Origin of the sequence: Pedobacter sp. SAFR-022 (genome assembly GCF_051965375.1) — a bacterium.
Taxonomy (GTDB): Bacteria; Bacteroidota; Bacteroidia; order Sphingobacteriales; family Sphingobacteriaceae; genus Pedobacter.
Genome location: NZ_JBQCME010000009.1, coordinates 39,432 through 54,746 on the forward strand (window position 1 = coordinate 39,432; position 15,315 = coordinate 54,746).

Here is a 15,315-nt window from a genome sequence, read left to right on the forward strand (position 1 = left end):
ACATAAAATCACAAACAAGAATAAAATGAGAAAGTTAATTAATGTATTCTTTGTAGCAGCAGGATTGGTATTCACTGCTAACATTGCGAATGCACAACAAAAGGTAGCACACCTGAATTCACAGACAATTTTAATGTTGATGCCAGAGGCTAAAACAACACAGACTACGCTAGAAAATCTGAATAAAACCAAGTCGGCAGAGATCGAAAAAATGCAGGCTGAGTTTCAAACCAAATATCAAGCTGCAATCGCTAAGCAAAAAACACTAAGTGAAGCGAATAAAGAGACTGTAGGTAAAGAGTTGCAAGCAATGGATACCGAGTTAAAAGATCTTGATACCAGAATTAAAGATGCTTCAGTAAAAGCTCAACAAGAATTAGCTCAAAAACAAGGTGAATTAACTGAGCCGATCCTTAGAAAACTAAGCAACGCCATTAAAACTGTTGCTAAAGAAAAAGGTCTAGCTTATGTACTTGACGTAGCTGCACAACAAGATGGAAACAACGTGGTTTACTTCGAAGGTGGTGATGACATCACTGATGCCGTAAAAACCAAGTTAGGTATTTCAGCTTCTGCAACACCTGCATCAGCAGCTGCTGCACCTGCGACAAAGAAATAATCTTAAGAATTTAGTGTAAATTGCGGAATCAGACTCAGGTCTGGTTCCGCTTTTTTTTGCCCTCATGAGAAACAACGCTATTGGTATTTTCGATTCCGGTTACGGTGGCCTTACCGTATTCAAATCCATTATTCCGCAACTCCCGGAATATAACTACATCTACTTCGGGGACAATGCCAGGGCACCTTACGGGGATCATTCCTATGAAACGGTGTACCGGTATACTTTAGACTGTGTGGAATGGTTGTTTGCTCAGGGCTGCTCGCTTGTTATACTGGCTTGTAACACGGCTTCCGCGAAAGCACTCCGGTCCATTCAGCAGCATATCCTTCCACATAAATATCCAGATCACCGGGTGCTTGGCGTAATCCGGCCAACAGCAGAAGTGATCGATCAATATACGATTAGCAATAAAGTTGGCGTGTTGGGCACCAGGGGTACGGTGAAGTCCGCTTCTTATCAACTGGAGATTAATAAGCTTTATCCGCATATTGAGGTCGTTCAGCAAAGCTGTCCGATGTGGGTCCCGTTGATCGAGAACAACGAACACCTGAACCCCGGTGCCGACTATTTTGTACAAACCTACCTGCAAAGGCTGCTGGATAAAACAGCCGGTATAGACTGCATACTATTGGCCTGCACGCACTACCCACTGCTCATTCCAAAGCTGAAAGCGTATCTACCGGAAGGTATTACCTTGCTGAGCCAGGGCGATATCGTAGCGAACAGCCTGAAAGATTATCTGTCCAGGCATCCGGAGATTGAAGGGCATCTTAGCCTGGCGGCTGGGCAGCGCTTCGTAACCAGCGGTGATCCGGAGGTCTTTGATACTTTAGGTTCCTTATTCTTCGGCGCTTCCATCAAATCAGAGGCCCTTCTTCTCTAGTGCTGATTCCTGTGCGGTAGTTTAATTGAGCTCCTGAAAAAAGTTTAATTGAGCTCCTGAATACGTTTTCCTGTTTGCTGCAAGGCTGTGTGCATTAAGGATATCTTGCTAGTCGCCACATTAAACAAGCTAATGTCCGTGATATACAACACACTGTAATTTTTACGATCAGCCTACCGAAAGAAGTAATTCTTGTTAGGTTCTAATTTTAATTAGCGGTAAATTTGCGGCTCAAACAACACCTAATGAGCGACCAGATCAAACACGAGTGCGGAATTGCTTTTATTCGTCTTTTAAAACCCCTCTCTTATTACCAGGAAAAATATGGCACGGCCCTTTTCGGCCTGAACAAGCTGTACCTGTTAATGGAAAAACAGCATAACCGGGGGCAGGATGGGGCAGGTATTGCTACCATAAAGCTTGACGTTAAACCAGGGCACCGCTACATCAGTAGATACAGATCAATGGCACAAAATGCCGTTGCTGATATCTTCGGATATGTTCAGAACAAGTTCGTGAACATCCAGAATGAAAAACCGGAGTTAATGAAAGATGCGGAATGGCTTAAAGCCAACGTAAGTTTCATTGGAGAGGTATTATTGGGCCACTTACGCTACGGTACCCACGGTCAGAATAGCATTGAAAATTGTCACCCTTTCCTGCGCCAGAATAACTGGATGACCCGTAACCTGGTTATTGCCGGAAACTTCAACATGACCAACGTAGACGAACTGCTGGAGCAGTTGTATGAACTTGGTCAACATCCAAAAGAGCAGGCTGATACCGTTACTGTTCTTGAAAAGATCGGCCACTTCCTGGATGATGAGAATCAGGATCTATTTGATGCTTATAAAAAAGAAGGGTTAGATAATGTTGCCATTACGCACCGGATTTCAGAAGGCTTAAACATTGCGAACATCCTTCGCCGTTCCGCTAAAACCTGGGATGGTGGATATGCGATCTCTGGAATTGTTGGTAATGGTGATGCTTTCATCCTCAGAGACCCTGCTGGTATCAGACCAGCATTCTACTATGCAGATGATGAAATTGTTGTTGCAGCATCAGAAAGACCTGCAATCCAAACAGCGTTTAACATTCCATTCCGTGATGTTCAGGAGATTAAACCAGGACATGCACTGATCGTTAAAAAGAATGGAAAGGTGACGGAGGAAATGATCCGTGAGCCTTTGGAAAAACGCGCTTGTTCTTTCGAACGCATTTATTTCTCCAGAGGCAGTGACGCCGATATCTATAAAGAGCGGAAGCGTTTAGGGGAATTACTTTGTCCTCAGATTCTAAATACCGTTAATTACGACTTTAAAAACACCGTGTTTTCTTTCATTCCGAATACTGCAGAAGTTTCCTTCTATGGTATGGTTGAAGGACTACATAAACATATACGTCAGGTTCAAAAAGACACCCTCCTTGGAAAACAGGGTCAGGTAGATGATGTAGAACTGGATGAACTGCTTTCTATGAGCCCCCGGGTGGAGAAACTGGCCATCAAAGACGTTAAACTCCGGACCTTTATCACCCAGGATGCAGACCGTAACGATATGGTTGCCCACGTTTATGATACCACGTACGGGGTGATCAAGAATCATGCTGACACCCTGGTTGCCATAGATGACTCGATTGTTCGTGGAACGACCCTGAAACAGAGTATCATCAAGATCATCGACAGACTACACCCCGTTAAGATCATCATTGTTTCTTCAGCGCCGCAAATACGTTACCCGGACTGCTACGGTATCGATATGTCGAAAATGGGTGAGTTTGTTGCTTTTGAAGCAGCGATCCAGTTGCTTCGGGAACGCGGCATGGAGCACATCATCGATGAAGTTTATGCAAAATGTAAAGCTTCCTTGCAATTGCCGAAAGAAGAGATCGTCAATCATGTCAAAGAGATCTACGAGCCTTTTAGCCAGGAAGAGATCTCTGCGCAAATCACGAAGATCATCACCCCAGAAGGTATCAATGCAAAGGTGGAAGTGATCTATCAAACTTTAGATAACCTGCACATCGCTTGTCCAGGACACACCGGCGACTGGTATTTCTCCGGAAATTACCCAACACCAGGTGGAAATAAAGTCGTGAACAAAGCATTTGTCAACTGGAAAGAGGGCAGCAATAAAAGAGCGTACTAGTAGTATTACTAACCGCATAAAAAAAGAGGTTGTATCATAGGGTTCAGCCTCTTTTTTTTTGCTCTTAACAGAGAAGTTAACTTCTAAATACCAGCATGTTTAATGGTTAAACACCTCTATAAACAGGCGGATCGCGAAGATGATGATTACTGCGCCCGCCACGCGGTTCAGGTTTTGAATAGATTGTTCTTTGATCTTGTACCGCAGTTTAGCGGCATAAAAGGTCTTAACCGCATCAACCGTGAGCTGCGTAGCCATAGCTACAACGAAAAAGCCGATCTTCTCGGCAGTTTCAAAGTGCAGTTGGACGGAAACAAAGCCGCCCACCATAATCCAGAACATCAGTGTAGTTGGCGATAGCAGGCACATCAGAAAACCCTTCAGTACATAACCTCTGCGCCTGATATTCTCTGTAGCTTTCAGATCGTAATTAACCTTTACCTTATTGATCAGGTAATAAAGGCCTACACCCAGTAAAAATAAGCCTCCAATAATTCCGATATATTGATTGTATTTTGAATTGTAGACGACAAACTGTGCGCTGAAGATGGTTGCGGTGATGAAGATGATGTCACTTAATACCACGCCGATGGCTAAAGAAAAACCAGCCTTAAAGCCTTTCTCAATGCTGGTTTTAATCATGGAAAAGAACACAGGCCCTGTTAAAAATGAAAACAAAATGCCCGCACCTATCCCTTGTATTATTGCTTCAAACATTAATTTGTGTGTGTATGATGTGCTAATATGCAAATTTAAGCTAAAAAAGCGGGTCTATAACCCTAACCCATATAAAACCACCAAAACGAGGAAAAATTACCTTCAAGGGCTATCTTTTAAGTTACATTTAAAGATTGTACAGACAATGCAGGTAGTAGCACAAATTTTTTAATTATGTTTATCGCACAAAACTATTCACTAACCATAACATGAAACAAGACGAACAAAAAAATTATGGAACGGCGCTATACAGCATTATCACCGTTTTCTTTTTCTGGGGTTTCGTAGCTGCATCGAACGGGGTCTTCATTCCCTTCTGTAAGACACATTTTAATCTAACCCAATTCGAATCCCAACTAATTGACTACACCTTTTACGGGGGATACTTCATCGGATCACTAATTCTTTATTTCGCATCTCAAGCCAGTAAAGTTGATATACTAAATAAGATTGGTTACAAGAAGGGGATCATTGCCGGCCTTGTACTATCGGCTGGTGGCGCCTTGTTGATGGTTCCAGCGGTACATTCAGGCTCCTTTGCCTTCATCTTACTTGCCTTCTTCGTTATCGCAATTGGGTTTTCCTTGCAGCAAACTGCAGCCAACCCCTTTGTTGTTGCACTTGGACCTGAGGAAAGCGGTACCCACCGACTAAATCTTGCAGGTGGCGTGAACAACTTCGGTGGATTGATGGGACCGGTGATTGTAAGTATCGTATTGTTTGGATCTGCGAGTGATGCAGTGCCTAAAGCGGTGGATATTACTTCTATCAATAACCTATATTATATCCTTGCGGGTTTATTCCTGGCTGTAGCTGTATTTTATGCCTTCACTAAACTTCCTGAAGTAACCAATACCGATAAAATCGAGACCAGCCCGAAATCAAACGGCCCGATCTTCGTCATGATCCTAGGATTTTTAATGGTGCTTGCGGCAAGTCCTTTAGCACGCATGACACAGATCAGCGAATCTGTATACGTTTATTCTTCTTTAGTGATTATTGTTGGTTCATTGTTATATGCGTACCTAAACAAAAAGGAACGTCCTGAAGACTGGGGTGCCATGCGATACCCACAGCTGATCTTGGGTATGCTTGCCATTTTCATCTACGTAGGCGTGGAGGTAACCATTCAAAGTAATCTGGGTACCTTGCTTAACCTGCCTGAATTTGGCGGTTTAGAAGAGTCGGACATTAAACAATACATTTCTCTTTATTGGGGAAGTATGATGATTGGTCGTTGGACCGGTGCTGTAAGTGCATTTAACCTTACCAAGACTACTAAAACGGTTTTGACCGTAATAGTGCCCTTTATCGCTTTTGGTGTCATTCTGTTGGTAACACATGCTACTGGTACCGAAGTGGGCAACCTTTACGTTTATGCGGTTTCTGTTGCCATCATGATCATTGCATTCTTTATCGGACAGGAGAAACCAGCTAAAACCCTGGCCATTTTCAGTGTCCTTGGTGTCATTGCGATGATTGTAGGTCTGGTAACAACTGGTCCGATTGCGATTTTCGCTTTCATTAGTGGTGGTCTTTGCTGCTCCATCATGTGGCCATCTATTTTCGCCCTTTCCATCACCGGCCTGGGTAAATACACCAGTCAGGGTTCATCATTCCTGATTATGATGATCTTAGGTGGTGCCATCATTCCGCCGATCCAGGGTACGCTTGCAGATGCTGAAGGTATCCATGCTTCGTACATCGTTCCATTGATCGGCTTTGCATACCTGATCTTCTTCGCATGGCGAGTTAGCGGTGTTCTGAAAAGCCAGGGCATCAATGTTGAAGAAATCGCGGCTGAAGGAGGACACTAAGACCATATGGGTTCAAGACCTGGTTTCACCGATATATACATGAATTTAGCAACCGATCTTGCTGCCCGCTCACATTGTGTGCGGGCACAAGTAGGTGCTGTTCTAGCCAAAGATACCCGCATCATCTCGATCGGATATAATGGTCCGCCTGCAGGTACACACAACTGCGACGAAGAATGGCCGGAAACCGGCTGCGAAAAAGACTCCCGTGGCAGTTGCTTACTCGCACTCCATGCAGAGCAAAATGCCATTCTCTTTGCTACGAAGAATGGATCAAACCTGGAAGGTGCCACTTTATATTGCACCCTTTCCCCATGCATCGCATGTGCAAGACTTATTTTATCATCTGGAATTAAACACGTTGTTTTCAAAAACTCCTATGCCGAATATAAAGGCCTGGCGAGTGATGAAGGCGTGGATTTCTTAAAAAGATTCGGCGTAGAAGTTATAAAATACTAACTTTGGCCATGCTAGAAAAAATCATAATTCTCGATTTTGGATCCCAGTACACACAACTTATTGCAAGAAGAGTTCGCGAGCTAAACGTTTACTGTGAAATTCATCCCTTTAACAACATTCCGGAAATAACTGCCAACGTAAAAGGTATCATCTTTTCCGGAAGTCCTTATTCTGTTAGACAAGAAGACGCACCACAGATTGAACTAGAGCGGTTCATGCAGCATTATCCAGTGCTTGCAGTTTGCTACGGCGCGCAATACATCGCCTTACATTCTGGCGGAGATGTACAACCATCCTCTACAAGAGAATATGGCAGAGCCAACCTTGGCTATGTTTCTCAAAACAGCAAATTATTTAAAAACATCAATGAAAGCTCTCAGGTCTGGATGTCACATGGTGATACCATTACTGAAGTGCCTGATACATTCGAAATTATTGCCAGCACAGACAGCGTTCGTGTAGCAGCCTACCAGGTTAAAAACACGGAAACCTATGCTATCCAGTTTCACCCGGAAGTAACACACAGTACCGACGGTAAGCAACTATTGGAAAACTTCCTCGTGGACATTTGCGGATGTAAGCAGGAGTGGACCCCGGATGCTTTCGTTGACTCTACTATAGCAAACCTGAAGGAACAGCTTGGCGACGATAAGGTCGTTCTTGGGCTTTCTGGCGGTGTAGACTCCAGCGTAGCAGCGGTGTTGTTACATAGAGCGATCGGCACAAACCTGCACTGCATTTTTGTAGACAACGGTTTGTTGAGAAAAGATGAATACGAAGCTGTTTTGGAACAGTATAAACATATGGGCTTAAACATCAGAGGTATTGATGCCAAAGACCGGTTCCTGAGCCAGCTGGCTGGATTGAAAGATCCCGAAATGAAGCGCAAGGCAATTGGCCGTGTGTTCATCGAAGTATTCGATGATGCGGCTCATGAAGTTCAGAACGTGAAATGGCTGGGACAAGGCACCATTTATCCTGATGTGATCGAGTCGGTATCGGTAAAAGGTCCTTCTGCAACGATCAAGTCGCACCATAACGTTGGTGGTTTGCCTGCATACATGAAATTAAAGGTTGTAGAGCCATTAAATACTTTATTCAAGGATGAAGTAAGGCGTGTAGGAAAAACCCTTGGTATCGACGAGGTGATCCTTGGACGTCATCCTTTCCCTGGACCAGGTTTGGCCATCCGTATTTTGGGTGATGTAACCGCAGAGAAGGTTGCCATTCTTCAGGAAGCTGATGCAATTTATATAAACAATTTGAAGGAAGCCGGGTTATACGATCAGGTGTGGCAGGCGGGTGCAATATTCTTGCCCGTGCAGTCTGTCGGTGTGATGGGCGATGAGCGTACTTACGAAAATGTAATTTGCCTGCGGGCCGTTGAGTCTGTAGATGGCATGACTGCCGATTGGTGTCATTTACCTTACCCTGTACTCGCTAAAATTTCTAATGAAATCATTAATAAAGTAAAAGGAATTAATCGCGTTGTATATGATATCAGCTCCAAACCACCAGCAACGATTGAGTGGGAATAAAATATTCATTACCCTTGCCTTCGGTTTACTGATTTCCGCCTGTTCACCAAAGATACAGCCGAAATCAACACCAACACCTTCCGCACCTGAGAAAAAGGAGGAGCGGGCGGCAACTGAGCCGGAGTCCAGGAAATTTACGGAAGCAACAATCTCGATGTTGCTTCCGTTTAAGCTCAATCAAATAAACATCAATGCACCTACAAAGGCTGAAGTAGAAAAGGCTGCGCTCGCAATCGAATTCTACCAGGGCTTTATGCTGGGTATTGATTCTGCCGCCACTTCAGGTTTCAACTTCAAGATCAATGTACTGGACACCCGCGACTATAATGCTCAAATAGAAAGCGTCATGAAATCGGGCGAGCTTGCAAAGAGCAACCTGCTGGTCGGCCCCGTTTACCCGGATGGACAGAAGTACATCGCCAACTACACGATTGCTAACAAGCTGCCCATCGTTTCTCCACTCGCGGCCTCCCTGCCACAGGAGTTTAATAATCCAAATCTGATCTCTGTGGTTAACAACATCAACCTGCATGTTCAGAAGATTGGTGCGCACATCAGCAAGAATCATAATTCAGAAAATACCGTGGTGGTGCTTATCAATCCCAAAAGTTCAGACGATGAGGTTTTCGGAGCACCCTTGAGGCAATATTTTACCAATCTGAAGAATAAAAAGTTCAGCTTTCAGGAATACGCCTCGGTGTTTTCCATGGAAATGAAAGTGCAGAAGGACAAAAAATACATCGTCCTGCTAAGCTCTTCGAATAAGGCTTTTGTAACTGCGAGCATTGATAAGCTTTTGAAAATGCAACGTGCTGGCTTAAACGTAAGCCTGTATGGCCATCCAAACTGGACCAAACAGTCTTATCCCGCAGAAAAACTTCAGGCCTTAAACACTATTGTAAGCAGTTCTTATAAGATTGATTACCGTAGACCAGCGGTTATCGAATTTGTGAAAAAGTACAGACAGGCGTACGAGTTTGAACCGAGTGAATATGCTTTTAAAGGTTACGATATTGGCTTGTTCTTTGGGAATCTGATCGCCAGATCAGGTCCAAATTTCCTGAATCAGATGACCAAACATAATTACCGGGGCTTGCATAATGGCTTCCACTTTGTACATGACGATAAACTCGGTTATATCAACACCAGTCTGATGTTGTTACAGTACAAGAATTTTGCATTAAACACAATTGAATGAAAGTAGAACATCAGATCAGAACGTTCGAAAAGATATTTAAGGAATACGACGGTTCTCAGCCTTTACACCGCTTTCTGGTGGGTTATTTTAAGGCGAATAAACAAATGGGTTCTTCCGATAGAAGGTGGGCTTCCAGGTACCTGTACAGCTTCTTCAGGATCGGCAAAGCCCTGCCAGAGCGAAGCCTGCTGGATCGTCTTGTGGTGGGGGATTTCCTTTGCAATACCAGCAGCAGTTTATTGCTGCAAAGCCAGCAGCCGGAGTGGCATGAGCAGGTGAGTTTACCTATTGCTGCAAAACTTGTACTGGTCCAAGATCAGTATCCCGAATTCGAGCTGGAAGCGATCTTTCCCTTCAGCGAGCCGCTGTCTGAAGGTATCGACCGTCAGGCTTTTCTTGAATCTTTCTTCACGCAACCAGATCTGTTTATTCGGGTGAAAGCAAAACATGCCACTGAAATACATACCACGCTTACTGAAGCGGGGGTGCATGTAAAGGAGCTGTCGGAGAATGTGTTCTCGCTGCCTAATGGCACCAAGTTGGGGCATATTCTTCCCAACACCAAATACTATCAGGTGCAGGATCTATCCTCACAACGTACCGGCAAGTACTTTCAACCGAAGCCTTATGAATATTGGTGGGATTGCTGCGCCGCCTCAGGCGGAAAATCGCTACTGCTCCATGAAATGGAGCCAAAGGTTCAACTTTTGGTAAGTGATGTCCGTGAGAACAGCCTGAATAATCTCGATGAACGTTTCCAGGAAGCTGGAATAAATAAATACCAGAAGAAGGTCCTTGACCTACTGGTCGATAATGAGCAGCATCTGCACCACTACGAGTTCGACGGGATCATCCTTGATGCACCTTGCTCCGGCTCCGGAACATGGGGCAGAACGCCTGAAATGCTGTACTACTTCAACGAGCATAAGGTAAAGCAGTTTAACGGTCTTCAAAAGGCGATCGCGACCAATGTACTGAAGTATTTAAAGCCAGGTCAGCCGTTGATTTACATTACCTGCTCGGTATTTTCAGCAGAAAACGAAGCTGTAGTAGATCACCTGCAACAGACCTGCGGCCTGCAGCTCGAAGAGATGGAAGTCATAAAAGGTTATCATGAAAAGGCGGACACGATGTTTGTGGCGCGTTTTCGAAAAGTTTAATGACTCTTTGCATGCGCTGCCAGCCAGGCACGCAGTTTTTCCTTCAGGTGCCGGATGCCCTCAAAGAATATGGCGAGTAAGCCAATAATCAGCGTATATTGCTCAAAGCTGTTCATTGTGCGGTTTATTTGCTTAACACCAATTTAAGCTATTTTGTTTACAATCCTGTATTGTTTCTGAATAACTTGATAGCGATGGCTAGTAGAATGATACCGAAGGCTTTACGTAGAATGTTCAGGCCAGTTTTACCAAGTAGCCGCTCCAACCTTTTGGTATTCTTCAATACAAAGTACACGAAAAGCATGTTAATAATAATGCCGACCAGAATATTCTGGCTCGTGTATTCCGTTTTTAAGGAAAGCAGGGTGGTCATGGTACCTGCGCCGGCAATGATCGGGAAGGCCAGCGGTACAATGGAAACCGTTTCATGTGCTTCTTCCTTATCCTTGAACAAGGTTAGACCCAGCACCATTTCCATAGCCAGGGCAAAGATTACGAGAGAACCGGCGATTGCGAAAGAGGCAACATCAAGACCAATGATCTTCAGTAAGCCTTCACCTGCAAACAGAAAGATGATCATCAATACGGTTGCAACCAGCGTAGCCTTTTCAGACTCGATGTGACCGGCTTTTCTTCTCAGCTCAATGATGATCGGAATGGAGCCCAAGATGTCAATCACAGCAAATAACACCATAGAGGTTGTAAGGATCTGGCTTATATTGAATTCCATCAGTTTAAGATTTTAGCACAAAGGTAATTCTATTAACTACATTATAAAACAAAAGCGGCTATCTTTTGGACAGCCGCTTTTGTTTTATGTGGATTAAAGATCTTTATCTCTGACCTTCTCTGTATTTACGTCTTACAACTGAATTTCTGCGGCTATAACCATAATAGATTGCCATACCAAGGGCCATCCAGATTAATAAACGCTCCCAGTTGTGAGCACCTAAACCAATCATCATCAAAATACAAACACCAGCACCCAAGATTGGTACTACCGGCATAAATGGTGTTTTAAATGGTCTCTCGCGGTCCGGATCTACTTTACGTAAGATCAATACACCAATACATACTAAAGTAAAGGCGAATAAAGTACCGATACTGGTCATATCACCAACCACATCACCTGGAACAAATGCAGCGAATAAACCTACAAATACCAGGAAGATCAGGTTCGACTTATATGGCGTTTGAAATTTAGGGTGAACGGATGAAAATACTTTAGGTACTAGTCCATCTTTAGACATCGAGAAGAAAACTCTTGACTGACCTAAAAGCATTACCAGGATTACAGAAGAGAAACCTGCAAGGATCGCTACCGTAATCAATACTGATAACCAGTGATAGCCATGCATATAGTTTTCAATGGCATAAGCAACTGAAGCTTCTTTTCCGGCATTCTCAAACTCTGAATAGTTTGCAACACCAGTTAACACGTGTCCAAAAAGAATGTATAATGCAGTACATACTGCTAATGAAACCAAGATTCCGATAGGCATATCTCTGCTTGGGTTTTTCGCTTCCTGTGCTGCAGTGGATACCGCATCAAAACCGATAAACGCAAAGAAAACCACACCAGCACCAGCGATGATACCCGAAATACCGAAGTCACCAAAATCCTGCGCAAAAAACTGCATAAAGCCCTTTTCTCCGTTTGCATACGCTACTTCTCCAGCATTAACCGGAATGTAAGGGGTATGGTTAGCAGGGTTCATATACCCCCAGCCAATTGCGATGAAAGCAATTACAATTGCTACTTTCACAATCACAATAATACCGTTTAAGGTTGCAGACTCCTGTGTACCGCGGATCAGTACAAAAGTTAGCAGTACTACAACAAAAAGCGCAGGAATATTGATAATACCCTGAATTCCGTCTACTGAGGTCTGAAATGGTGAATGGCAATAAGCGTAGGGGATGGTGACCCCAAAGGTTTCCAGTAGCTTATTCAGGTATTCAGACCAGGCAATGGCAACTGTAGCCGCACCCACAGCATATTCCAGGACCAAATCCCAGCCAATTATCCATGCAACAACTTCACCCATAGTCGCGTAGGAGTAGGTGTACGCACTTCCTGCAATTGGGATCATAGATGCAAACTCTGCATAACATAATCCTGCAAGGGCACAACCAATTGCTGCCAGGATAAAGGAGAGTGTAACTGCCGGACCCGAGTGCTCTGCCGCTGCCGCTGCAGTTCTAACAAACAATCCAGCACCGATGATCGCACCGATACCTAACGCGATGAGGTTACCCACCCCAAGCGTACGTTTCAGTGTACCTTCGCCACTCTCAGTAGACTCCTGAATTAAAGAGTCTATCGATTTTTTAAATAACATAAATTAAGGTTTAGTTAAAGTGTTTCGATAAATAAGTTTTTTGTTTTATTTTTTTAATATAGTTCCAAACCTAAATAAAAATTGTCTAATAATAAAAAGGGATTTTCATCGAAAATCCCTGCTATAGTAACAATTTCATCCGTTTTGAAGATTCTATTTAATCTTTGATTGAACATCACTGATTTTCACCGTTTTCGGAGCCAGGATTTTGTGTTTTTCTACATCTTTCGCCGACGTTTGCGACACTGGGCCGACAGCAATGTGCGGTGCAATAATCAGAGACACGATAGACATCAGTTTAATCAGGATATTCATTGAAGGTCCGGAGGTATCTTTGAACGGATCGCCAACGGTATCACCTGTAACGGAAGCCTTGTGTGCGTCCGAACCTTTGTACTCCATTTTTCCCTGGATCATCACACCCTTTTCAAAGGATTTTTTGGCATTGTCCCAAGCGCCACCCGCGTTGGATTGGAAGATCCCCATAAGCACCCCGGAAACCGTTACCCCAGCCAAAAGGCCACCCAATACTTCAGGTCCGAAAATAAAACCTACAATTAAAGGTACAATCAAGGCTATTGCCCCAGGCAACATCATTTCACGAATAGATGCTTGTGTAGAAATCGCTACGCATTTTTCATATTCCGGCTTAGCTTTATACTCCATAATCCCAGGAATATCCCGGAACTGCCTTCTTACTTCCTGTACCATGGACATTGCCGCACGGCCTACGGCCGAAATGCAGAGCGCCGAGAATATAAAGGGTATCATACCCCCAACGAACAAACCCGCCAATACATCAGCTTTATAGATATCTATGGTTTCAATGCCGGAAATCCCTGCAAATGCGGCGAATAGTGCTAAAGAGGTCAACGCTGCGGAGGCGATGGCGAAGCCTTTGCCGGTCGCCGCGGTTGTATTTCCTACGGCATCCAGGTTATCTGTCCGCTCACGAACCTCCTTCGGACAGCCACTCATCTCGGCGATACCCCCGGCATTATCGGCGATAGGGCCGAAAGCATCTATCGCCAGCTGCATGGCTGTTGTTGCCATCATACCCGCTGCCGCTATCGCAACACCGTAAAAGCCTGCAAAATAATACGAGCCATAAATTCCGGCAGCTAATATCAGGATCGGCAATACCGTAGATTCCATGCCCACCGATAAGCCGCCAATGATATTGGTTGCATGCCCGGTAGAAGATTGCTGTATAATGGAATTCACGGGGCGCTTGCCCATTGCAGTATAATATTCGGTGATCAGGCTCATCAAGGTGCCCACAACCAGCCCCACCAGTATGGAATGATAAACATTTTCTGCAGGGAAACGGAATCCCCGGATCTCCATACTTTCCGGTAATAGCCAGTGCACCGCGAAATAGGCCGCCACGGCGGTAAGGATAATGGACAGCCAGTTGCCCAGGTTCAGCGCCTTTTGCACGCTGTCGCTATCTTTGGAAATTTTCACAAACCAGGAACCCACGATGGAGAAGATCAGACCCAAGCCAGCAATAAACATGGGTAAAAGGATCGGTGCCATACCGCCAAATTTATCGTCCGACTGGATTTCCTGTCCCAATACCATAGTCGCCAAAATGGTCGCTACATACGAGCCGAACAAATCCGCACCCATGCCGGCCACGTCACCGACGTTATCCCCCACGTTATCCGCAATGGTCGCGGGGTTACGCACATCATCTTCCGGGATCCCGGCTTCCACCTTACCCACCAGATCAGCTCCCACATCGGCAGCCTTGGTATAAATGCCGCCACCAACCCTCGCGAAAAGGGCAATGCTCTCCGCACCCAACGAGAAACCCGCAAGCACCTCAATGGTCTTCTTCATTTCCGGGCCAGTTGCTGCAGCGCCAGGATTTACAAAGGCATAATAGAGCACGATGAATAAGCCACCCAGGCCGAATATGGCCAGGCCGGCAACACCAAAGCCCATTACGGTACCACCGGTAAAAGAAACCTTCAGTGCTTTTGCAAGGCTCGACCTGGCGGCTTCCGTAGTTCTAACGTTAGCCTTCGTGGCGATACGCATGCCAATGTACCCTGCCAGGGCAGAAAATACTGCGCCTAATAGAAAAGCGACTGCGATTACAGGACTGGAATGAATTGGATTTTCCGGGCTGCCTTCCATGGTGCCCGACCAGGCCAGCAATGCGCCGGCAATGATAACGAAATAGGATAGGACTTTCCATTCGGCTTTTAAAAAGGCCATTGCGCCGTCTGCAATGTAGCCTGAAAGTTCGAGCATGTTTTTGTCGCCCGCATCTTGCTTACTCACCCATGCACTTTGTACCGCCATAAAAAGGATTCCAATGAGCCCGAAACCCGGAATCATGTAGATCAGGTTGTTTTGTAGAAACTCCATACGATATATTTGGTTTAATTGGTTAGCAAGGCAAGCCTATACAAAAATAAAAG

General features: G+C 44.7%; 12 protein-coding genes. 8 read left to right on the forward strand and 4 right to left on the reverse strand.

The features are described from left to right. Positions 1 to 25 precede the first annotated feature (25 nt). The 3 genes from ACTHQF_RS16570 (at position 26) to ACTHQF_RS16580 (ending at position 3,652) form a co-directional block, all read left to right on the forward strand. Positions 26 to 619: an OmpH family outer membrane protein gene (locus tag ACTHQF_RS16570; RefSeq protein WP_440431960.1), complete on the forward strand. Its 594-nt coding sequence runs from the start codon at positions 26 to 28 to the stop codon at positions 617 to 619. A gap of 64 nt (positions 620 to 683) precedes the next feature. Then, positions 684 to 1,505, forward strand: a complete 822-nt coding sequence (gene murI, locus ACTHQF_RS16575) for a glutamate racemase (RefSeq protein ID WP_440431962.1) — start codon at positions 684 to 686, stop codon at positions 1,503 to 1,505. A gap of 245 nt (positions 1,506 to 1,750) precedes the next feature. Further along, positions 1,751 to 3,652, forward strand: coding sequence for an amidophosphoribosyltransferase (locus ACTHQF_RS16580; RefSeq protein ID WP_440431964.1), 1,902 nt, complete (start codon positions 1,751 to 1,753; stop codon positions 3,650 to 3,652). Between the two features lie 99 nt (positions 3,653 to 3,751). On the opposite strand, the gene ACTHQF_RS16585 is transcribed toward ACTHQF_RS16580, so the two are convergent. Next, positions 3,752 to 4,369, reverse strand: a complete 618-nt coding sequence (locus ACTHQF_RS16585) for a LysE family translocator (RefSeq protein ID WP_440431966.1) — start codon at positions 4,367 to 4,369, stop codon at positions 3,752 to 3,754. 209 nt (positions 4,370 to 4,578) lie between these two features. Between ACTHQF_RS16585 and ACTHQF_RS16590 the strand changes: the two genes are divergently transcribed. Genes ACTHQF_RS16590 through ACTHQF_RS16610 form a run of 5 tightly spaced genes read left to right on the forward strand, consistent with a single transcriptional unit; the run spans position 4,579 to position 10,541 of the window. After that, positions 4,579 to 6,186: an MFS transporter gene (locus ACTHQF_RS16590; protein WP_440431967.1), complete on the forward strand. Its 1,608-nt coding sequence runs from the start codon at positions 4,579 to 4,581 to the stop codon at positions 6,184 to 6,186. A gap of 39 nt (positions 6,187 to 6,225) precedes the next feature. Then, positions 6,226 to 6,645: a deoxycytidylate deaminase gene (locus ACTHQF_RS16595; RefSeq protein WP_440431969.1), complete on the forward strand. Its 420-nt coding sequence runs from the start codon at positions 6,226 to 6,228 to the stop codon at positions 6,643 to 6,645. 8 nt (positions 6,646 to 6,653) lie between these two features. Then, positions 6,654 to 8,183, forward strand: coding sequence for a glutamine-hydrolyzing GMP synthase (guaA, locus tag ACTHQF_RS16600; protein WP_440431971.1), 1,530 nt, complete (start codon positions 6,654 to 6,656; stop codon positions 8,181 to 8,183). Then, a complete protein-coding gene (locus tag ACTHQF_RS16605) occupies positions 8,140 to 9,381 on the forward strand; it encodes an ABC transporter substrate-binding protein (protein ID WP_440431973.1) in 1,242 nt (413 codons plus the stop codon). Before guaA ends, ACTHQF_RS16605 begins: the two co-directional genes overlap by 44 nt. After that, the gene (locus ACTHQF_RS16610; protein ID WP_440431975.1) at positions 9,378 to 10,541 is read left to right on the forward strand and encodes an RsmB/NOP family class I SAM-dependent RNA methyltransferase; all 1,164 of its coding nucleotides are present in this window, start codon (positions 9,378 to 9,380) and stop codon (positions 10,539 to 10,541) included. Before ACTHQF_RS16605 ends, ACTHQF_RS16610 begins: the two co-directional genes overlap by 4 nt. 157 nt (positions 10,542 to 10,698) lie before the next feature. Here ACTHQF_RS16610 and ACTHQF_RS16615 read toward each other — a convergent pair whose 3' ends face one another. The 3 genes from ACTHQF_RS16615 to ACTHQF_RS16625 form a co-directional block, all read right to left on the reverse strand. Next, positions 10,699 to 11,271 (reverse strand): MarC family protein, encoded by a 573-nt coding sequence (locus ACTHQF_RS16615; RefSeq protein ID WP_440431977.1) that lies wholly within the window; start codon positions 11,269 to 11,271, stop codon positions 10,699 to 10,701. Positions 11,272 to 11,374: 103 nt separating this feature from the next. Next, positions 11,375 to 12,883 carry an amino acid permease gene (locus ACTHQF_RS16620; protein ID WP_440431978.1) on the reverse strand — a complete coding sequence of 503 codons (1,509 nt, stop codon included), beginning with the start codon at positions 12,881 to 12,883 and terminating at the stop codon, positions 11,375 to 11,377. A gap of 153 nt (positions 12,884 to 13,036) precedes the next feature. Further along, positions 13,037 to 15,262 carry a sodium-translocating pyrophosphatase gene (locus tag ACTHQF_RS16625; RefSeq protein ID WP_440431980.1) on the reverse strand — a complete coding sequence of 742 codons (2,226 nt, stop codon included), beginning with the start codon at positions 15,260 to 15,262 and terminating at the stop codon, positions 13,037 to 13,039. Between the last annotated feature and the right edge of the window lie 53 nt (positions 15,263 to 15,315).

Bases quoted from the DNA above. Each gene is read 5' to 3' on its own strand.
- ACTHQF_RS16570 (WP_440431960.1), top strand. From the start codon at position 26: ATGAGAAAGTTAATTAATGTATTCTTTGTAGCAGCAGGATTGGTATTC.
- murI (WP_440431962.1), top strand. From the start codon at position 684: ATGAGAAACAACGCTATTGGTATTTTCGATTCCGGTTACGGTGGCCTT.
- ACTHQF_RS16580 (WP_440431964.1), top strand. From the start codon at position 1,751: ATGAGCGACCAGATCAAACACGAGTGCGGAATTGCTTTTATTCGTCTT.
- ACTHQF_RS16585 (WP_440431966.1), bottom strand. From the start codon at position 4,369: ATGTTTGAAGCAATAATACAAGGGATAGGTGCGGGCATTTTGTTTTCA.
- ACTHQF_RS16590 (WP_440431967.1), top strand. From the start codon at position 4,579: ATGAAACAAGACGAACAAAAAAATTATGGAACGGCGCTATACAGCATT.
- ACTHQF_RS16595 (WP_440431969.1), top strand. From the start codon at position 6,226: ATGAATTTAGCAACCGATCTTGCTGCCCGCTCACATTGTGTGCGGGCA.
- guaA (WP_440431971.1), top strand. From the start codon at position 6,654: ATGCTAGAAAAAATCATAATTCTCGATTTTGGATCCCAGTACACACAA.
- ACTHQF_RS16605 (WP_440431973.1), top strand. From the start codon at position 8,140: ATGATATCAGCTCCAAACCACCAGCAACGATTGAGTGGGAATAAAATA.
- ACTHQF_RS16610 (WP_440431975.1), top strand. From the start codon at position 9,378: ATGAAAGTAGAACATCAGATCAGAACGTTCGAAAAGATATTTAAGGAA.
- ACTHQF_RS16615 (WP_440431977.1), bottom strand. From the start codon at position 11,271: ATGGAATTCAATATAAGCCAGATCCTTACAACCTCTATGGTGTTATTT.
- ACTHQF_RS16620 (WP_440431978.1), bottom strand. From the start codon at position 12,883: ATGTTATTTAAAAAATCGATAGACTCTTTAATTCAGGAGTCTACTGAG.
- ACTHQF_RS16625 (WP_440431980.1), bottom strand. From the start codon at position 15,262: ATGGAGTTTCTACAAAACAACCTGATCTACATGATTCCGGGTTTCGGG.